The sequence below is a fragment of the Leucobacter sp. MMO-125 genome, assembly GCF_037148395.1.
In the GTDB taxonomy this organism is placed as follows: Bacteria; Actinomycetota; Actinomycetes; order Actinomycetales; family Microbacteriaceae; genus Leucobacter.
In genome coordinates this window covers 502,522-521,427 of the sequence record NZ_JBBCTL010000003.1, presented here as the reverse complement: position 1 = coordinate 521,427, position 18,906 = coordinate 502,522, and the positions used below count along the sequence as shown (strand labels likewise).

Genomic DNA, 18,906 nt, shown 5'->3' with positions numbered 1-18,906 from the left:
GTCGCGGATCACGCTCGCGGCAACCTTCGAAATGGTGATGCATTTCGCTGAAAAACAGGCGAAATCGTCGTGTATGACGTACATGACTACCGTTCACATCCGAGTGCCCGTGCAGGCATTCTCAACACCCTAGGATCGATCTCGGCAACGCGAGCGGGTGCCGAGCAAACAAAGAGGTTGGGAAGGACGACTGCACATGACGAGGATCGAGCACGGGATCCCCCTCGCTGAGACGCACAGCCTCAGCGCGACGCAGCCGCCCCGCAGCACCGGATCCGCCGCCCTCGAACGCGACCCCGGAATGCCCGCAAGCACCTGGCGCCTGCGGAGCGACGCCTGGGAGTACCTGCGCTTCGCAGTGAAACGGCTCGCACTCGGCGGCGAAGACGCCGAAGCGCTCGCCGGCGACAGCGAGATCCACCGCAGCCTGAGAGCCCTCGAAACCATTGAAATGTACTGGGCCGGCTTCGGGCAGCGCTACGTGCGCAGCATCGGCGAACTGCTCGAGATCGGCGACTACCGCGCTGCCCTCGACCGCATCGGCCGCGTGGTGAACCGACTGCGCAGCGACACCGTGCCCGAAGAACCGCGCGACGAGCACCTCGACGAGCAGGAGCGGGCCGAAGCAGCAGCCGACACCGACACCCGGCCCCGCTTCGAAGTGCTCATCGTCGACGAAACCACCCCCGCCGACCGCGACCTGATGCGCTCAGAAGCACTGCGCCTGCGCGGATCAGCAGACACCTTCACCTACGAGTTCGTGGTGGTGCCCTCCGCCGACGACGCCGTCGCCGCTGTGCTCACCAACCCCAACATTCTCGCCTGCGTGGTGCGGCCCGGATTCAGCGACAGCACCAGACAGCGCCTCAGCCGCGACCTCATCGACGCCATCAGACTGGCCCGCTCCGAAGTGAGCACCGGCCGCACCTCTGAACGGTCCTCGCTCGCCTCGGTGCAGCGGGTGCTGGGCCTCGCCGACACCCTGGCCGCGATCCGCCCAGAACTCGACCTCTACCTCATGGCGGGCGCACACATCGAGGATCTCGCTGGGGCGCTCACCCGCCGCTTCCGCCGCGTGTTCCGCCGCGAAGACCAACTCGAACTGCATCTGTCGTTGCTGCGCCGCGTATCGCACCTCTACGACACCCCGTTCTTCTCCGCCATCCAAGATCACGCGCGCAGGCCCGTCGGCGTCTTCCACGCCCTGCCCATCGCCCGCGGCGGATCCGTGGTCAACTCGAAGTGGATCCGCGACCTCGCCGACTTCTACGGCCTCAACCTGCTGCTCGCCGAAACCAGCGCCACCTCCGGCGGCCTCGACTCACTGCTCGCCCCCACCGGAGCAATCAAGAAGGCGCAGGATCTCGCCGCACGCGCCTTCGGGGCGAAACACACCTTCTTCGTCACCAACGGCACCTCCACCGCCAACAAGATCGTGCACCAGGCGCTCGTCAGCCCGGGTGACGTGGTGCTCGTGGACCGCAACTGCCACAAATCGCACCACCACGCCATGATGCTCACCGGCGGCCGCGCCGCCTACCTCGAGGCGTACCCCCTCAACGACTTCGCCTTCTACGGTGCCGTGCCCCTTGACCGCATCAAGCAGCTGCTGCTCGACTACCGCGCCGCCGGCCGCCTCGACGAGGTGCGCATGGTGACGCTCACCAACTGCACCTTCGACGGTATCGTCTACGACCCGGAACGCGTGATGGCCGAGTGCCTCGCCATCAAACCCGACCTCGTGTTCCTGTGGGACGAGGCCTGGTTCGCGTTCGCGGCCTTCCACCCGGTGACCCGTCGCCGCACCGCGATGGCGTCGGCGAAAAACCTCGAAGAACGCCTCAAGACCTCCGCCCACGCGGCCGCCTACCGGGCCCAGCAGCAGCGGCTCCACGGGCCCGACGGCACCCCGGCGCCCGACGCCGTGTGGCTCGAAGAACGGCTGATCCCCAGCCCCGACGCCCGCATTCGCGTGTACGCCACCCACTCCACCCACAAGACGCTCACCGCGCTGCGGCAGGGCTCCATGATCCACGTCTACGACCAGGACTGGGTGCGCGAGGCAGAAGAGCCCTTCCACGAGGCCTTCATGACCCACACCTCCACCTCGCCGAACTACCAGATCCTGGCGTCGCTCGACCTCGGGCGGCGGCAGGTCGAGCTCGAAGGCTTCACCCTCGTGCAGCAGCAGCTCGACCTCGCCACCAGCCTCTCCCAGGCGATCGCGCGGCACCCGCTACTGCGCCGCACCTACCGCGTGCTCACCGCGAACGAGCTCATCCCCGCAGGGCACCGCGAAACACGGCGCCCCATGCCGCTGCGTGACGGCCTCGCCTCGATGTGGCAGGCGTGGGCGGCCGACGAGTTCGTGATCGACCCATCGCGCGTCACCGTCGAGATCACTCGCACCGGCGTCGACGGCGACACCTTCAAGCACGAGCACCTCATGAACCGCTACGGCATTCAGGTCAACAAGACCAGCCGCAATACGGTGCTCTTCATGACGAACATCGGCACCACGCGCAGCGCGATCGCCTACCTCATCGAGGTGCTCGTGAAACTTGCGGAGCGCTTCGAGGAGGATCGGGCGCAACGCGATCCAGAGCCCACCGAAACCGCCACGGCCCCCATGCCGCCGCTGCCCGATTTCAGCTCGTTCGCGCCGGGCTACGACGCCCCAGGGCTGCCCGACGGCGATGTGCGCACCGCGTTCTTCCGCGGCCAGCAGCGCCGCCACATCGAGCACGTATTGCCGGAGGAGCTGCGCGAGCGGGTGTTGCGCAGCGAGCAGCCGGTCTCGGCAGGCTTCGTCACTCCCTACCCGCCCGGCTTCCCCGTGCTCGTGCCCGGGCAGATCATCACCGCAGAAGTGCTCGACTTCATGGCCGTGCTCGACACCCGCGAAATCCACGGCTACGACCCTCGCCGCGGCTACCGGGTGCTGCGCGCCGAATAGGCTGGTGACCATGAACGACGCGCAGGATCACGCAGCCTCCTCATCCGACCCCGCCGCCCTCGCCGCCGAGGCCGCCGCAGCCATCGCCCGCCTCACCGGTGTGGCGCGGCACGACATCGGCCTCACCCTCGGCAGCGGCTGGGGCAAAGCCGCCGACGTGATCGGTGAGACCGTCGCGGTGATCCCCGCCGGGCAGGTGCCTGGCTTCCACGTTTCTGGTGTGCCGGGCCACTCGGGCACGCTGCGCTCGATCCGCCTCGCGAGCGGCAAGCATGCGCTCGTGATCGGGGCACGCACCCACTTCTACGAGGGGCGCGGCGTGCGCGCCGTGGTGCACGGTGTACGCACCGCGGCAGCCACCGGCGCAACGACGATGATCCTCACCAACGGTGCCGGCGGCATCGACCCCGCCTTCCGGGCCGGTGAGCCCGTGCTCATCTCGGATCACCTCAACCTCACCGCCGCATCACCGATCGAGGGCGCCAACTTCGTCGACCTCACCGACCTCTACGCATCGCGCCTGCGCGACCTCGCCCGCGAGGCCGAGCCCGCACTGCAGCAGGGCGTCTACGTGCAGCTGCCGGGCCCGCACTACGAGACCCCCGCCGAGATCCACTACCTGCGCGTGATCGGCGGCCAGATCGTGGGCATGTCGACCGCGCTCGAAGCGATCGCCGCCCGGCAGGCCGGCATGGAGGTACTGGGGCTGTCGCTCATCACGAACCCCGCCGCAGGCATGGGCGATCCGCTCAGCCACGATGAGGTGCTCGCCGAGGGCAAGGCTGCCGAGCCGCGCCTCGCCGATCTGCTCTCCCGCATCGTGACGCGCCTATAAGGCGGGGGCGGATCGCATACCTTCGTACGATCAGCGCCCCGTTTTCGGTGAGAACGTCTGACGGGGTGGGGCGCACCCGGCGGCTAGGCTGAACAGCATTGCAGGCAGAGTCGCCACTCGGAGGAGAACATATGCAGTCGGTCGACGTCGTGGTCATCGGCGCCGGGTTCGCGGGGCTCGTGGCCTCGCGAGAGCTCGGCCGAGCAGGCTTCGAGGTGGTGACGCTCGAAGCGCGCGACAGAATCGGCGGTCGCACCTGGACCGACCACCGCCTCGGACACGACCTCGAAATGGGCGCGAACTGGATTCACTGGGTGCAGCCGCACGTCTGGGCCGAGGCCACCCGATACGGTCGCGAGATCGTACGAAGCCCAGCCGCTGAGGAGGCCTACTGGCGCGGCGCCGACGGCACTCCCCGAAAGGGCGATCTCGCCGAGTTCATGGCGCTCATCGACGAAGGCCAGCAGCTGGTGATCGACGATGTGCGCGAGGCGATGCCGCGCGGCACCGAGCCCACTACGGGGCGCATCACGCAACTCGACGCACTGAGCCTGCAGGATCGCTTCGACACCCTCGACCTCGACCCAGAGGCGCGTGCCGCGAACGAGTCGGTGTGGGTGGGGCACGTCAATGCCCCGCTCGATCAGGTAGGCCTGTCAAGTGCGCTGCGCTGGGTGGCCGCCACCGGCGGCCACTGGCAGCTGATGCACGAAGCTTCGGCCACCTTCCGGGTGGTCGACGGCATGCGAGGTTTCACGGATCGCATCGCCGCCGACGTGCCAGGCGAGATCCGCCTGAACACCGCCGTCGTGTCGGTGACCCAACATGAGAACGGCGACAACACCGGCACGCACGTCATCGTCGAGACCGCCGACGGCGAGCGGATCCGCGCCCGCCGCGTCATCAGCACCCTGCCCGTCAACGCGATCTCCGGCATCAGCTTCGATCCGCCCCTCCCCGCAGCCTGGCAGCGACAGCATGCCGAAACGGTCGCCTCGCAGGGCACCAAAGTGTGGATCCGGGCCGCAGGGCACCTACCCCGGTTCTTCGCCTACGCCAGCCAGCACGACCCCATTTCCGTGCTGAAAGCAGAGTTCTACTGCAGTGACGAGCGCGGCGACTCCACGATCCTCGTCGGCTTCGGCCCCGACCACACCCGCATCGACCTCGACGACCTCGCAGGCATCCAGGCCGCCGTCGACGCCTGCCGCCCGGGCGTCACCGTCGTCGAAGCCACCGCGCACGACTGGATGACCGACCCCCTCGCCCGCACCACCTGGATGACCCACCGCCCCGGCCAGCTCACCCGCGACCTCGCCGAGCTACAGCAGCCCGCCGGTGCCGTGCACTTCGCCACCACCGACAACGCGAACCTCTGGGGCGGCTTCATCGACGGCGCCATCGAAAGCGGGCTGCGAGAAGCCCGCCGGGTCACCGAAGCGCTCGCACCGCGCTGAAACGCGAGGTGCGAGCGCTCCCGGGCCACTACCCCTCGAAGACGACCCGGCCGTCGACCACGGTGAGACGGATCGGCACCTCCGGCAGCTCATCGGGCGAGACCGCGACCGGGTCGGCACCCCATACGGTGAGGTCTGCCACCGCACCCTCGGCGAGCACACCGCGATCCGCATGCCCGCGGGCGCGCGCCGGCCACAGCGTGTAGGCCAGCAGCGCCTCTTCGCCGCTCAGCCGCTGCGACGGCTCGAACACGTGCGCGGAAGCGTCACCCGGCGTGTGTCGCCCGCGCGCCCACGCCATGCCGATGCGGGGGTCGTACTGCGCAACCGGCCAATCCGACCCCAGCACCAAGGTGACACCCGCGTCGATCACATCGCGCACCCGGTAGCCGGTCTCGTTGCGCCCCTCGCCGAGCCTGGCCGCCCAACCGTCGCTGTGATCCGCTGCACGCCACTGCATGTGCAGCGGCTGCATCGACGCCGTGACCCGCGCCACAGTGCCTGCCTCACCGCCCGCCGCGCAGCTGCGCAGTTGTTCGACATCGGCGTCGGAGAGCACTTCGAGGTGCTCGATGGAATGGAAGGGGAGGCCCTCGCGCGGCGGCAGCGACGCATACACGTCGAGCACCCGACTGACGGCGTAGTCGCCCACCGCGTGCGTCGCGATGAGCATGCCGGCGTCGTGGTAGGCGCGCACCACCTCGGCGAAACGATCCCAGGAGGGCCAGAACGCCGAGCGGCCGTCACCGCAGCTGTCGGGGGCGTGCAACCAGGCGGTGCCGGTGTCGATCACACCGTCGCTGAACAGCTTGATGGCGCCCGTCTGCCAGAGTCGGCCGCGGCGATCCTTCACCGCGATGACGCGCGCCACATCGTCGTCAGTGTCGCCGACGGCGTGCCAGTGGTGCACAGTGACGCGGTGGTCGAGTTCGCCCCGCGCTTCGAGTTCGCCCAGCAGTTCGACGGTGCGCTCCTTGCCGTCCATGATGGCGCCGCCGGTGAGACCGGTGGCTGCCAGACGGCGGAACATGTCGCGCAGGGCGTCGCGCTCGGCCTCAGGCGAGGTCTGCGGTGCGGCCGCGAAGAGCAGACTGTACGCGGTGGGCTCGCGCAGCTCCCCGGTGGGGGTGCCGTCAGCGTCGACCACGATCTCGCTCGCGTCGTCGAAGTCGCGGGCCCCAGTGATGCCAGCGGCGGCGAGCGCGGGGGCCGTGCCGAGGGCGGTGTGCAGGTCGTAGCAGATGAGCGCGACGGGGCGGCCGGGGGCGGCGTCTTCGATCAGCTCGCCGCGCAGGCCGCCGGGGCCACCGGTGTCGAGGGCGGCGTGCTCGAAGGGTTCGTATTCGAGGTTCCAGCCCCGCAACCAGGCGCCCTCGGGCAGGCGGGCATGCTCCGCGGCGATGGCGGCGCGCAGCTCCTCGATGGTGCCGAGGCCGCCGAGGTCGATACCGGCGGTGACTTCCGCAGCCCAGTGGGGGTGGGTGTGTCCGTCGAAGAGGCCCGGAGTGACGGTGGCTCCGGCGAGGTCGCGCACCTCGATGCGGTGTTCTTCGGCGGCGGCGCGGATCGTGGCGTCGTCGCCGAGGGCGACGATGCGACCATCACGGATGAGGATCGCGGTGAGGGCGGGATCGGCGGTGGTGTCGCGGTCGGAGTTGGTGCGCAAGTGCGCCCCGATGACGGCGAGGTCTCCTCCGGTGGTGGCGGTGTGCATGGGGCTCCTTGGGTGCCGTTTAGTCGTCGATGGTGGTGTAGTGCTTGCGCAGCGGCTCGTGCACGCGCCACACGCCCTTCCACCCGGAGGGCATCACCATCACGTCGCCGGGGCCGAACTCTTCGGGCTGCTGGCCTTCGACTTCGAGGGTGACGCGCCCCGAGAGAATGGTGCAGATCTCGGTGTAGCCGTTGCGTTCGGCGGTGAAGTCGCCTGGGGTGCACTCCCACAGGCCGGTGTCGATGCGGCCGTTCGACCAGGTCGACACTGCGGCTTCGGTGAGGCCTTCGGTGAGCGCGGTCGGCTTGGCGGCGTGCGCGCCAAGCTCGGCTGCGGCGGTGTTGTGGGCCGCGTGGGTGGTGATGATGTCGTTCATCGGTGTCCTTTCTCGGCTGTCGCTCGCGACGGCGGCGGATCAGTGGCGTCCGGTGACCACATCGGCGATGTGGGCGATGGGCGAGGTGGTGGGGCGGCCTGCGAGTTCGGACTTATCTGCGATGCCGTAGGCGGCGTAGAGCCCCTTGGTGGCGATCCAGCGCAGCGGCTCGGGCTCCCATTTGCGCACGCGGTGGTTCACCCAGGGCAGGCCTGCGATCTCGGTGTCGTTGCCGAGGATGAGGTCGGTGATGGTGCGGCCGGCCAGGTTGGTGGAGGTGACTCCGGTGCCGACGTAGCCACCGCCCCAGGCGATGCCGGTCTGGCGGTCGAGGCCGACGGTCGCGGCCCAGTCGCGGGGCACGCCGAGCACGCCTGACCAGACGTGGTCGATGGCGGCACCCTTCGTGGCGGGGAAGAAGCGGTGCAGGATCTCGCTCAGCGTGTCGACGGTGACGGGCGGGGTCTGACCGTCGGTGTCAGTTTTCGACCCGAACTTGTAGGGCACGCCGCGCCCGCCGATGGCGATGCGGTCGTCGGCGGTGCGCTGCGCGTACATGTAGACGTGCGCGAAGTCGCCGAGCACTTCGCCCTGGTTCCAGTGCAGTTCGTCCCACACCTCGGGGGCGAGCGGCTCGGTGGCGATGAGCGATGAGTTCATGGGCAGCCACAGCCGGTGCAGGCCCTTGAGGTTGGCCGTGAATCCCTCGGTTGCGCGCACCACGTACTCGGCCGACACTGTGCCGTGGGTGGTGGTGACCCGATGCGGTGCGATCTCCACGACGCGGGTGCGCTCGTAGATTTCCACGCCGAGGCGTTCGACGGTGTCGGCGAGGCCGGCGGCGAGCTTGGCGGGCTGGATGCGCGCCGCGTGGGGGTGCCACACCGCAGCGCGGGTGCCGGTGACGTTGATCTTCGCCTTCGCCGCGTCGGCTTCGAGGAGTTCGAGGTCGGTGTACTGCCATGCCTGTTCGGCGGCAGCGAAGGCGCGGATGCGCGCCTCCTGGGCCGGGGTGTAGGCGACGTTGAACTCGCCGCCCTTCTTGATGTCGGCGTCGATGCCTTCAGCGGCAGCGACCCTGATGACTTCCTCGACGGTCTCGTTCATCGCGCGCTGGAAGCGCTCTGCGGCGTCGCGGCCGTGCGTCGCCTCGTACTGGCCCCGGCCGCCCGTGATCGCTGCGGTCAACCAACCACCGTTGCGGCCGGAGGCGCCGTAGCCGACGTGGCGCTGTTCGAGGATCACCACGCGAAGCTCGGGGCGGGCCTGCTTCAGGTAGTACGCGGTCCAGAGGCCGGTGTAGCCGGCCCCCACGATGGCGACGTCGGCGGTGAGGTTCCCTGGCAGCTCGGGGCGCGGTTTGGGCGCGCCGATCTGCTGCCACCAGTGGGACACGTTGCCGTTGATCATGCGAGGTTCCTTCGTTGTTGGGTGGTGCGAGTGTCGTCGGGTGTGGACGAGTGGGGTGCCTCGTCGGGAGTGGGTGGGCTGTTGATCCAGAGGATCGCGGCCGGGGTGTCTAGTTCGTTGACGACCCGGTGCGGCACCGAGCTCAGAAACTCGATGGAGTCGTCGGTGTCGAGTTCGTAGCGGGTGCCGTCGAGTTCGAGCACCACTCGCCCCTCGGTGACCACGATGAACTCCTGCGAGTTGCCGTGGGTGTAGGCCTCTGCCCCTGTGGAACCGCCGGGTGGGAAGCGGCCGGCGTAGATTTCAAGGTTGCCCAGCGGGGGCAGGGCGACCACGTGCTTTTGTGCTCCGGCGAGGGGCAGGGTGGGCCGATCGGCGGCGCGCAGCACGCCGCGGGTGTGGGCTGCGGAGTCGTCAAGCAGCTGGGCCGGGGCGACGCCGAGCGCTGCGGCGACTTTGCGCAGCGAGGCGACGCTTGCGTTGGTATGCCCGTTCTCGAGCTGGCTAAGGAAGCTGGAGCTGACGCCAGCTGCGGCGGCGAGGGTGCGCAGGCTCATACCGCGCAGGTGGCGGAACGATGCGACACGACGGCCGAGAGCGTCATTCCCCGGGGTGTCGCGCGGTGCCGCGCCCATTGGCTCCTCCTTGATGCCGCGGCCGGAGCCGCATGAGCACTGAACAGTGTGTTCAGTATTCTTCTCACAACGTACATCCGCCTCGGCTTCGGCGCAAGCGGCAGTCACCCACCACAGCCGCGTGCGCCGAAACCGTCGCGGCTACGCCGCCGCCCCAGGCCCGCCAGGCAAAGCCGACAGATCACGGATCTCGGCGAAGAGGTCATCAAGGCCGAGGGTCTGATCGGGCACGTAGGCGAGCGGATCGGGTGTCGCGTCGAGCCCCAGCAGGCCCTCCACCGTGGCGAGCAGGCAGTACGGCGCATACGAGGGGTTGTAGCCGCCCTCCTGCACGAAGATCGCGCGACCGTCGGTGTGGCGCTCGGCAAGCTCGCGCACCCTCGCGCCGATCCCGTAGAAGCCGGGCATCGACACGTTGTGGCGGCCGTTCGGATCATACGCACTCGCGTCCTGGCCGCTCGCGCAAACGATCATGTCCGGCTGGAAGCGCTCAGCGAGCGGCGCGATCACCTCGTCGAAGGCGCGCAGGTACCCGGCGTTTCCCGCCCCGAGCGGCAGCGGCACGTTCTGGTTGAAACCAGCGCCCGGTCCCGCCCCGCGCTCCTCAAGACGGCCGGTCTGCGGATGGCTCGCTCCCCAAGCGCCGTGATCCATGTGCAGACTCACCGTCAGCACATCGTCACGCTCATAGAAGATGTCCTGCGTGCCATTGCCGTGGTGCACATCCCAGTCGATCACGAGCACCCGATCCGCACCAGCCTGACGGGCAGCATCGGCCGCGAGCGCGACCCCATTGAAGAAGCAATACCCGTCTGCCTGGGCCCGTTGCGCGTGGTGCCCCGGCGGGCGGGTCAGGGCGTAGGCGAAGGGCGCCGCCCCTGAGAGCACGGTCTCGGCTGCGGCGAGCGCGGTGCCAGCCGCGGCGAGCAGCGGCACATAAGAATCAGCGCCCAGGCGGGTGGTACCCGTCACCCATCCGCCACCTCGCTCAGTCGCTCGCCGCACCTCGGCGATGTACTCGGCATCGTGCACGCGCGCCAGGTCCTCCTCGGAAGCGAGCCTGCCCGGCGCGAACCGGATCGCGTCGGCTGCGGGCCCGCGGCTGAGCAGATCGTGCATCCGTTCGATGCGCAGCCGACCCTCGGTGTGCGGCTCGTTCACCGCGAACCAGGGGCTGGGGGTCGTCTCGTGCAGCGCGCTACCGGTGTCGTGGTCGAGCACCCGCGCGTCGAAGTGCAGTGCCAGGGGCCGCTGCCGCGTCATGCGAGCGCCCCCTCAGATGTCGTCGTTTCCATGTTCACTCCTGCGCCGGCGTCATGTTGTAGACAAAGAAGGCCGGCTCGTCTCCCACGTTCTCCAGGTGGTACGTCCAGCCGGGGGCGAGGTAGACGGTGTCGTCTGGGCCGAGTTCGAAGACGCCCTCGTCCCAGGTGAGGCGCAAATGCCCGCGAATCACGTAGTACGTCTCGTCGACCGGGCCGTACCAGTGGTCGGCCTCGGCGGGGTCGAAGCGCTCTCGGCTCGACCACCGGTTCGTCTGCTCTCCCGGATCCATCCAGCAGACGCCCTGGGTGAGCTCGCTCTGATGCTCAGCCCGGGTGATAACCCGCTTGATCCGCACCTTCGTTGGCGCGGATACCGCATCGATTGGGCTCAGCTCTGCGAGCTTGACGTGGACTGGGCGAGGGTTGCGGTCCATGGGTTCCTCGTTTCTGTTGCTTCGTTGCGTGTGGGAAAGACTGTGGTTCGCTCCGCCGACCAGCCCAGGCGCACCTCGGCCCCCACAGCCGGCGTCGGCGATTCGACGCCTGCGCGCACGATCAGCGTGCCGGCGCCGGTGGTGATCTCCAGGCGACTCTGCGACCCGAGATAGGTGAGATCGGTGACAACGCCCGTCAGTTCGCACTCGGCCGTCGGGGCCCCCGCCGGGAGCACCCGCACCCGCTCGGGCCTGACGATCGCCACAGCTGGACCATCTGCGACACCGTGCGCGGTGAGCCTGACACCCGCCGCTCCTACGAACTCGCCACCGATCGTCTCGCCGGCGACAGCGTTCGACTCTCCGATGAAGCGCGCCACGAAGAGCGTCGCGGGGTGCTCGTACAGCTCCTCCGGCGTGCCAACCTGCTCGATCCGCCCCTCGTTGAACACGGCGATCCTGTCGGAAAGCGTCAGCGCCTCCTCCTGGTCGTGGGTCACGAACACCACGGTGATCCCGAGTTCGCGGTGCAGGCGGCGCAGCTCGAGCTGCAGTCGCTCGCGCAGAGCGCGGTCGAGCGCACCGAACGGCTCATCCATGAGCAGCAGACGGGGTTCGAAGACGAGGGCGCGGGCGAGCGCGACACGCTGCTGCTGGCCGCCGCTCAGCTGCCCCGGCTTCGCCTGGGCCCGCGTGTGCAGCTCTACGAGTTCGAGCGCGGCGAGCGCTCGCGCCGTGCGCTCGGCCTTCGGCACACCGCGCTGCCGCAACGGAAACTCCACATTCTCGCGCACCGTGAGGTGCGGAAACAGCGAGTAGTTCTGAAACACCATGCCGAGGCCGCGCTTGTGCGGCGGCACCGAGGTGATCTCAGCGCCGTCGCAGACGACGCTGCCCTCGCTCGGGGTGGTGAAACCGGCAACCATCGAGAGCGTCGTCGTCTTTCCAGACCCGCTCGGGCCGAGCAGCGTCAGAAACTCGCCAGAGGCTACATCGAGATCGACATGCTGCACGGCGGCTGCGCCTCCGTAGCGCTTGACGAGGCCGCTGAGCCGAAGCTCCGCGCCGGCAGTGGCAGTGACAGTCATGCGACGTCTCCTAGTCGTTTCGCGGCACGTCGTTCACGAACGACCTGCACGAGGCGGGGGATGAGGATGATGAGAGTGGAGAGCACGAGCAGCAACGTGGAGGCCGCAGCGATGCTCGGATCGGTTTCGACGGTCACCGAGCTGTACATCTGCACCGGCAGCGTGCGCACCGTCGGCGACTGCAGGAAGTACGCCACGACAACCTCGTCAAGGCTCGTGACGAAGGCGAAGATGAAGCCGGTGACGATGCCGGGCAGCAGAATCGGCAGTTGCACCTGCACAAAGCGCGCGACAGGCCCGGCCCCCAGCACGGCCGCAGCCCGCACCAGCGTCTCATCGAGACCGCGCAGCGCGGTGCCGACGGGAATCAGCACGAAGGGCAAAGCGAGCGCGAGGTGCGCCAGCACGAGGCCGAGCGGCGAACCGCTGAGCCCCCAGCGCAGGTACATACCGAAGATCGCGATTGCCGCGACGATACCGGGCACCAGAATCGGCAGCATCATCGTGACCTGGGCGGTCGCCGCGAGCCGCGCCCGCAGACCACGCAGACCGAGCGCCGCGAGCGTGCCGAGCGCTGTCGCGATGACCGCGACGACGAGCGCGATCCACAGGCTCGTGCCGAGCGAGGAAAGCCAGCGCTGATCGGTGAAGAACTTCTCGTACCACTGCAGCGACCAGCCCTCGATGGGGAAGGCGAAACTGCGCTTGTCGGAGAACGACAGCGGGATTACGACGAGCGTTGGCGCCACGAGCAGCAGCGCCGCGACCGCGGCCCAGATGCGCAGCGGCAGACGGATGCGGGTCGGTTCGTTCATCGGGCGTCACCTCCGGAGATCATCTGCGAAACGCCTCGCCGCAGCGGAGCCACCGCGAGGATCACCACGCAGAACAGGCCGACCGTGGCGATCAGCAGGATGCCGGAAAGCGCACCGGCCCCTGCGAAGTCGACGATCTTCTCGACGCGCTGACCGATCACCTGAGCGATCATGGCCTCCTTCGGGCTGCCGATCAGCTGGGGCGTGATGTAGAAGCCGAGCGCGAGGATGAACACCAGCGAGCTGGCGGCGAAGAGGCCGGGCAACGACTGCGGCAGGTAGACCTGCCAGAACGCGCGGTAGCGATTTGCGCCGAGACTCTGCGCCGCGGCCAGCTGCCGCCTGTCGATCGCCGCGAGCGCGGTGTACAGGGTGAGGATCATGTAGGGCAGCAGGATCTGCACGATGGCGAGCACCACGCCCGCGAGCGTGCCGCGCAGGGTCGTGTTCTCAGCGCCGAAGAAGCCGAGGATCGCCGATACCGGGCCGTCGCGCTGCAGCAGCGAGATCCACGCGAAGGTGCGAGCCATGAGGGAGGTCCAGAACGGCACGAGCACCAGCACCAGAAGCAATGTGCGCGCGGTCGGCCCCACCAGGGTGAGCAGGTAGGCGAAGGGGTAGCCCAGCAGAATGCACACGATCACCGTGATGACAGCGGTCGCGAAGGTGCGACCGAGCACCCGGAGCGTCGTGGGGTCGGCGAGGGCCGCCGTGTACTGCCCGAGCCCAGGTTCGGGGTCGGTGAACGAGCGCACGATGATCACGGCGATCGGCAACAGGAAGAAGATCAGCACGATGGCGAGCGCCGGTACGATGGCGACGCCGCTGAAGAGGCGCGAGGCGCGCATGAAACCTCCAGGGTCGGGTGAGCGGAATCCGGCCTGCGCCGGCCGGGGCCGCTGCGCCGCCGATCGGCGGCGCAGCGGCTTCCCGGTTAGCTGGTGGACCAGGCTGTCCATTCGGCCTCGGCCTCAGCGGAGTTGTCGGCCCACCACTGCACATTCGTCACGATCGACTGCTGCTGCACTTCGGGCGAGGCAACGTTCCACTTCTGCTGCAGCTCGTCGAGCTCGGGCTTCGCCGAGAGGTCTGCGGGCGCGTACGGCTGCAGTTCTGCGAAGCGGGCCTGGGGCTCGGCCTGGGCGGCGTACTCGATGAAGCTCTGCGCAGCATCCGGGTTCTTGGTGCCCTTGATGATCGAGAGGCTGGCCCAGGCGAGCAGGTTGTCCTGCCACACCGGTGCGATCTCGGCGCCGTTGCGTTCGGCCTCGTAGCCGCGCCCCGACCATGCAAGCCAGAGGTCGGCCGAGCCGTCCTCCATCGACTGCTGCGACTCGGAGCTCGTGTTCCAGAAGGTCAGCGAGTCGCGGATCGTGTCGAGCTTGGCGTAGGCCCGCTTGGTGTCGAGCGGATACAGCTTGTCGGGTGCGACGCCGTCGGCGAGCAGCGCGAACTCAAGCGCTCCGGCGCCGGCCCAGCCCGGCACCATGCGGGTGCCGGGGAACTTTTCGAGGTCGAAGAAGTCGGCCGGAGTCGAGGGAGCGTCGGCTCCGTCGAAGGTCTTCGTGTTGACGATCATCATCGTCGAGTACTGGGCGATCGGGATCGAGCAGTCCGACCAGGTGCCCTCGGGGAAGTTCGAGGTGTCGATGTTGCTGAAGTCGATCTTCTCGACGAGGGTGCCGCAGTTTGCCACGGGGAAGTACGGCTCGGTGTCGGCGACATCCCAGATGGTGTTGCCGGACTCGACCATCTGCTGGATCTTCGGGTAGGAGGTCGGACCGTCGTTCTGCACGGTCACGCCGGATTCTGCGGCCCAGGGATCGAGGAAGGCCTCGTTTTGCGCGTCTTGATAGGCGCTGCCGTAGCTTGCGAACACCAGCGACCCGCCGCCCTCGGCGGCGTCGGGTGCCGCTCCCGACGAGCAGGCAGCGAGCGACAGCGCGGCGGCCGCCGCGACGGACACCAGCACCAGGGGTGACTTTCTCATCTTCGTGACTCCTTCGTCAGCGTGATTGGACTATCATAATAACGCATTATTGCATTGATGCAAGACCCTCTTGGTTCCCACTAGGGTGAAGACACCGATCGGAGCGGGGTGGCCCGCACTCCGCCAGAAGGGACCCCGTGACTATCGCACTCGAGCACACCGCCCCAGCGGGGGAACCAGATCTCGCGACGCGCCGTCGCGCCGAGATCCTCACCGGCGCCATCCGCGTGATCGCCCGCGACGGCGTCGTCGCGGCCAAGCTGAAAGATATCGCCCGCGAATCCGGCGTGAGTCTCGGCCTCATCCAGCACTACTTCGACACCCGCGAGAAGCTCGTCGACGCCACCTTCGCCGCCATGATGCGCGTGGTCTCCCACGAGAGCGCGAAGCGCACCGGCTCCGGCAGCGATCCCGTGCGCTACATCTTCGCCATGCACCGCCTGCACGTGCTCGGCACCGTCGGCTTTCCCGAGCGCTGGGGCTTTTGGAGCGAACTCTGGGCAGCCTCCGGGCGATCGGATCAACTGCGGGAGGTCGCGACCCAGGTGTACCAGCTCTGGGCGCGACCCCTGGAGGCCGCACTGCGTCGGCTCGCAGAGGCCGGCCGGCTTCCGAAAGGCGCCGATCCAGCCCACCTGACTGCTGGCATGCTCGCACTGATGGACGGCCTCTCAATCCGCACCCTCGCCGAACCTGCGGTGTTCACCCCCGAGTTCATGCTGCAGATCCTGAACGAGTGGACCACAACCCAGCTCGGCATCACCGCAGAAGAGGCCGCGCGCCACATCGCCGCACTCGCCAGCGAGGCCGAAACCGACCTCCCCCCGGCCCTCACGCCAGAACTCGTAGCCGCCGCGCTCATCCACGAATCAGTCGCCTGACGCACCCTGGCGCAGAGCAGACGAAGCTTGCGGATCCGCCACTGAGCCCCGCAGCACCCACTCCGAAGCAGCCGCACTCACATTGCAATAATATGTTATTATCACAATCACTCGACGTCGAGCCCTGTCCGGCGTCGCCGATTCGACCCAGAGACACTCAGAGGTGAGCATGCTCGATTCAACGATTACCCAATTCCTCGCCGACCAGCAGCAGCGAATTTCAGGCACCGAGCCACACGTCGCCTTCTCGGAAGACGAATACGCCGCACGCCTCCAGCGCCTCCAACGCGCCATGGCCGAAGACGGCGTCGACACCCTCATCCTGTCGTCACCGGAGGCGCAGAACTGGCTGCACGGCCTCGCACTGCGCTGGTACAAGGCGAACGGCCCCCGCGACTGGCGCCCCCTCACCTGCACCGTCGTGCGCGTCGATGCCGGGTACATCCTCTTCGAAGGCGTCGAGCACACCGAGATGATCCGCAGAACCTCCGTCGCCCGCGACGTGAGGCTCCTCCCCCGCTACGAACGCAACGGCATGCTGCGTTTCATCGTCTCCGAGATCACCCGTGAAGGCTGGGTCGCGGGATCGCGCGTCGGCGTCGAACTCTTCTCCGCAATCCCCAACCCCGCCGTCTCACGCATGATGGAGGGCGCCCTCCTCGACGCCGGTGCCCGCGTCGTCGACGCGACGCTCACCGCCCGCCGCGTGCGCATGATCAAATCACCAGCCGAAATCGTCGCCGTCAAGAAGGCGGCCGAGATCTGCGACGCAGGACTGCTCCACCTCGCCAGCGTGCTGCGCCCAGGCATGACCGAACTCGAAGCGCACGGCGAACTCATCCGCGGCCTGTCAGCCGCAGGCGGAGAACCCGCAGGCCTGCACCAGGTCGCCTTCGTCGGCCTCGCCGCTCTCGGGGTTTACCACGAGATCTCAGGCCACCGCATCATCACCGAAGACGACTTCCTCGACGTTGACCCCTGCGGCGTCTACAAGCGCTACCACTCGAACCGCTCCCAGCTCTACACCTTCAAGGAGCCCCCCAAGGGTGCCGTGCAACTCCTCCACATGCTCGCCGGCGCCTTCGATATCCTGACCGAACGAGCTCGCCCCGGCGTGCGCATCGGCGACGTCAACGCCGAGCTCTACAACTACTACCGCGACGCCGGCGTCTTCGAACTCAACACGAGCGTGTGGATCGGCGGCTACGAGATGGGTATCGCATTCCCGCCGGACTGGGTGGGCGAATGGAAGTTCACCGTCGTCGACGGCGAAAACGACGACCGCGTCTTCGAAGCCGGGATGGTCGCGAACTTCGAAAGCATGTGCGGTATCGGCCTCCTCGACTCCTTCGTCATCGAAGAGGATGCCACGCGCCTCCTGTCAAAGCTGCCGCACGAAATCATGGTGGTGGGACAGTAGCGGCACCCAGCGGCTCACGCCCGCAGCTCCCTCGCACGCGGAGCTGCGGGCGTACACTGGTGTGCGGTTCCTCACGAGGGAGCTGCACAGTCAATGGCGCTGAGCCATCGACACTACAGCGACGTTGCGTGGCCGGCGCATCACCGCGATCGAAAGCTGCTCCAATCTTGTCCGCCATCTCCGCCACTTCCGTCAGCCGGGGCGACGCGCCCCGCAATGCGCCGTCGCGCGTGATCCTCGCGAGCCTCATCGGCACGACGATCGAGTTCTACGACTTCTACGTCTACGCCACCGCGGCCGTGCTCGTGTTCCCCGTGCTCTTCTTCCCCACGGGCAACGACACCACCGCCCTGATCGCCTCCTTCGCGACGTTCGGCGCGGCAATGCTCGCCCGCCCCATCGGCGCCGTGTTCTTCGGGCACCTCGGCGACCGCCTCGGCCGCAAGACCACGCTGGTGGCATCGCTGCTCACTATGGGCATCGCGACGTTCCTCATCGGACTGCTGCCCACCCACGAGAACATCGGCGTCTGGGCGGCGGTGCTGCTGCTCGTGCTGCGCCTCGCGCAGGGCTTCGCGATCGGCGGCGAGTGGTCGGGTGCCGCGCTCGTGGCCACCGAGAACGCCCCCGCGGGCAAGCGCGCCTGGTACGGCACCTTCCCGCAGCTCGGCGCACCGCTCGGCTTCATCATCGCGAACATGCTGTTCTTCGTGATCAACAACGCCCTGGCCGACCCCGAGCACCCCGGCGTCGCCTCCGAGGCATTCCTCGACTGGGGTTGGCGCGTGCCATTCCTGTTCTCTGCCGTCATGGTGATCGTCGGCCTCTGGGTGCGTCTGAAGCTCGTCGAGTCGAGCGCCTTCGAGAACGCCAAGCAGGGCGGCAAGGTGACGCGCATGCCGCTCGCCGTGGCGTTCAAGGATCACTGGAAGGCGCTCATCCTCGGCACCTTCGCGATGCTCGCCACCTACGTGCTCTTCTACCTGATGACCTCATACACCCTCACCTTTGGCACCCGCCCCGGCCTTGCCGCCGCGCAGACCGCTGCCGAAGCTGCCGGCACTCCCTTCGATCCGGCCGCCTACGTGCCCGGCCTCGGCTACAGCTACAACGAGTTCATTCTGATGCTCGTGTTCGGCGTGGTCTTCTTCGGTATCTTCACGCTGGTCTCCGGCCCACTCGCCGACCGTTTCGGCCGCCGTCGCACGCTAATCTGCGTCACCGCGGTGATCGCGCTCTTCGGGTTCACCTTCGTGCCGCTGCTCGGTGGCGGCACCGCTGCGGTGATGTTCTTCCTGGCGCTCGGCTTCACCCTCATGGGCCTCACCTTCGGGCCGATGGGCGCGTTCCTGCCCGAGATGTTCCCCACTAATGTGCGCTACACGGGTTCGGCAGTGGCCTACAACGTGTCGTCGATCCTCGGCGCGGCCCTTGCGCCGATCATCGCGGTGTGGCTGTGGGGCCTCGCCGACGGCAGCCCCGTCTTCGTGGGGGTCTACCTGACCGGCGCCGCGGTGCTCACCCTGATCGCGCTGATCCTGGCCCCCGAGACCAAGAACATCGACATGGAGGCCTAGGGCCTCCTGGGCGGGTGCCCCCTGGAGCCTCCTCTCCCCCACTCCCATAAACG

16 protein-coding genes are annotated in these 18,906 nt (G+C 68.1%); 6 read left to right on the top strand and 10 right to left on the bottom strand.

What is annotated here, in order from left to right; all coding sequences use genetic code 11:
- The first annotated feature begins 196 nt into the window (after nt 1-196).
- The 3 genes from WFI54_RS10040 (at nt 197) to WFI54_RS10030 (ending at nt 5,248) form a co-directional block, all read left to right on the top strand.
- Entirely contained in the window at nt 197-2,956 is a 2,760-nt protein-coding gene (locus WFI54_RS10040; RefSeq protein WP_336652649.1) for an aminotransferase class I/II-fold pyridoxal phosphate-dependent enzyme, read from the top strand.
- A gap of 10 nt (nt 2,957-2,966) precedes the next feature.
- Entirely contained in the window at nt 2,967-3,791 is an 825-nt protein-coding gene (locus WFI54_RS10035; RefSeq protein ID WP_336652648.1) for a purine-nucleoside phosphorylase, read from the top strand.
- A 131-nt stretch (nt 3,792-3,922) separates the two neighbouring features.
- Nucleotides 3,923-5,248 carry a flavin monoamine oxidase family protein gene (locus WFI54_RS10030; RefSeq protein ID WP_336652647.1) on the top strand — a complete coding sequence of 442 codons (1,326 nt, stop codon included), beginning with the start codon at nt 3,923-3,925 and terminating at the stop codon, nt 5,246-5,248.
- Between the two features lie 28 nt (nt 5,249-5,276).
- Here the strand turns inward: WFI54_RS10030 and WFI54_RS10025 are convergent, their stop codons facing one another.
- From WFI54_RS10025 to WFI54_RS09980, 10 genes are all read right to left on the bottom strand, one after another.
- Nucleotides 5,277-6,962, bottom strand: coding sequence for an amidohydrolase (locus WFI54_RS10025; RefSeq protein WP_336652646.1), 1,686 nt, complete (start codon nt 6,960-6,962; stop codon nt 5,277-5,279).
- 19 nt (nt 6,963-6,981) lie between these two features.
- Nucleotides 6,982-7,338, bottom strand: a complete 357-nt coding sequence (locus tag WFI54_RS10020; RefSeq protein WP_336652645.1) for a cupin domain-containing protein — start codon at nt 7,336-7,338, stop codon at nt 6,982-6,984.
- A gap of 39 nt (nt 7,339-7,377) precedes the next feature.
- Complete coding sequence (locus WFI54_RS10015) at nt 7,378-8,748, bottom strand: NAD(P)/FAD-dependent oxidoreductase (protein ID WP_336652644.1); 1,371 nt, start codon at nt 8,746-8,748, stop codon at nt 7,378-7,380.
- On the bottom strand, nt 8,745-9,383 hold the full coding sequence (locus WFI54_RS10010; RefSeq protein ID WP_336652643.1) for a helix-turn-helix domain-containing protein: 639 nt from the start codon (nt 9,381-9,383) through the stop codon (nt 8,745-8,747). The genes WFI54_RS10015 and WFI54_RS10010 overlap by 4 nt, the downstream gene beginning before the upstream one ends.
- A gap of 141 nt (nt 9,384-9,524) precedes the next feature.
- Complete coding sequence (locus WFI54_RS10005) at nt 9,525-10,646, bottom strand: hypothetical protein (protein ID WP_336652642.1); 1,122 nt, start codon at nt 10,644-10,646, stop codon at nt 9,525-9,527.
- Nucleotides 10,647-10,680: 34 nt separating this feature from the next.
- The gene (locus WFI54_RS10000) at nt 10,681-11,082 is read right to left on the bottom strand and encodes a cupin domain-containing protein (protein WP_336652641.1); all 402 of its coding nucleotides are present in this window, start codon (nt 11,080-11,082) and stop codon (nt 10,681-10,683) included.
- Complete coding sequence (locus WFI54_RS09995; protein WP_336652640.1) at nt 11,037-12,170, bottom strand: ABC transporter ATP-binding protein; 1,134 nt, start codon at nt 12,168-12,170, stop codon at nt 11,037-11,039. Before WFI54_RS09995 ends, WFI54_RS10000 begins: the two co-directional genes overlap by 46 nt.
- Complete coding sequence (locus WFI54_RS09990) at nt 12,167-12,985, bottom strand: ABC transporter permease (RefSeq protein ID WP_336652639.1); 819 nt, start codon at nt 12,983-12,985, stop codon at nt 12,167-12,169. The genes WFI54_RS09995 and WFI54_RS09990 overlap by 4 nt, the downstream gene beginning before the upstream one ends.
- Nucleotides 12,982-13,833, bottom strand: coding sequence for an ABC transporter permease (locus WFI54_RS09985; protein ID WP_336652638.1), 852 nt, complete (start codon nt 13,831-13,833; stop codon nt 12,982-12,984). Before WFI54_RS09985 ends, WFI54_RS09990 begins: the two co-directional genes overlap by 4 nt.
- Before the next feature lie 86 nt (nt 13,834-13,919).
- Nucleotides 13,920-14,975 carry an ABC transporter substrate-binding protein gene (locus tag WFI54_RS09980; protein WP_336652637.1) on the bottom strand — a complete coding sequence of 352 codons (1,056 nt, stop codon included), beginning with the start codon at nt 14,973-14,975 and terminating at the stop codon, nt 13,920-13,922.
- Between the two features lie 137 nt (nt 14,976-15,112).
- On the opposite strand from WFI54_RS09980, the gene WFI54_RS09975 reads away from it, so the two are divergent.
- The 3 genes from WFI54_RS09975 (at nt 15,113) to WFI54_RS09965 (ending at nt 18,853) form a co-directional block, all read left to right on the top strand.
- A complete protein-coding gene (locus WFI54_RS09975; protein ID WP_336652636.1) occupies nt 15,113-15,856 on the top strand; it encodes a TetR/AcrR family transcriptional regulator in 744 nt (247 codons plus the stop codon).
- 169 nt (nt 15,857-16,025) lie between these two features.
- Nucleotides 16,026-17,276: a Xaa-Pro peptidase family protein gene (locus WFI54_RS09970; protein ID WP_336652635.1), complete on the top strand. Its 1,251-nt coding sequence runs from the start codon at nt 16,026-16,028 to the stop codon at nt 17,274-17,276.
- A 167-nt stretch (nt 17,277-17,443) separates the two neighbouring features.
- A complete protein-coding gene (locus WFI54_RS09965) occupies nt 17,444-18,853 on the top strand; it encodes an MFS transporter (RefSeq protein WP_442918940.1) in 1,410 nt (469 codons plus the stop codon).
- Nucleotides 18,854-18,906 lie beyond the last annotated feature (53 nt).

Coding starts and splice junctions, on each gene's coding strand:
- WFI54_RS09990 (WP_336652639.1), bottom strand. CDS start 12,985: ATGAACGAACCGACCCGCATCCGTCTGCCGCTGCGCATCTGGGCCGCG.
- WFI54_RS10010 (WP_336652643.1), bottom strand. CDS start 9,383: ATGGGCGCGGCACCGCGCGACACCCCGGGGAATGACGCTCTCGGCCGT.
- WFI54_RS09970 (WP_336652635.1), top strand. CDS start 16,026: ATGCTCGATTCAACGATTACCCAATTCCTCGCCGACCAGCAGCAGCGA.
- WFI54_RS09985 (WP_336652638.1), bottom strand. CDS start 13,833: ATGCGCGCCTCGCGCCTCTTCAGCGGCGTCGCCATCGTACCGGCGCTC.
- WFI54_RS10000 (WP_336652641.1), bottom strand. CDS start 11,082: ATGGACCGCAACCCTCGCCCAGTCCACGTCAAGCTCGCAGAGCTGAGC.
- WFI54_RS10005 (WP_336652642.1), bottom strand. CDS start 10,646: ATGACGCGGCAGCGGCCCCTGGCACTGCACTTCGACGCGCGGGTGCTC.
- WFI54_RS10020 (WP_336652645.1), bottom strand. CDS start 7,338: ATGAACGACATCATCACCACCCACGCGGCCCACAACACCGCCGCAGCC.
- WFI54_RS10035 (WP_336652648.1), top strand. CDS start 2,967: ATGAACGACGCGCAGGATCACGCAGCCTCCTCATCCGACCCCGCCGCC.
- WFI54_RS10030 (WP_336652647.1), top strand. CDS start 3,923: ATGCAGTCGGTCGACGTCGTGGTCATCGGCGCCGGGTTCGCGGGGCTC.
- WFI54_RS10040 (WP_336652649.1), top strand. CDS start 197: ATGACGAGGATCGAGCACGGGATCCCCCTCGCTGAGACGCACAGCCTC.
- WFI54_RS09980 (WP_336652637.1), bottom strand. CDS start 14,975: ATGAGAAAGTCACCCCTGGTGCTGGTGTCCGTCGCGGCGGCCGCCGCG.
- WFI54_RS10025 (WP_336652646.1), bottom strand. CDS start 6,962: ATGCACACCGCCACCACCGGAGGAGACCTCGCCGTCATCGGGGCGCAC.
- WFI54_RS09995 (WP_336652640.1), bottom strand. CDS start 12,170: ATGACTGTCACTGCCACTGCCGGCGCGGAGCTTCGGCTCAGCGGCCTC.
- WFI54_RS10015 (WP_336652644.1), bottom strand. CDS start 8,748: ATGATCAACGGCAACGTGTCCCACTGGTGGCAGCAGATCGGCGCGCCC.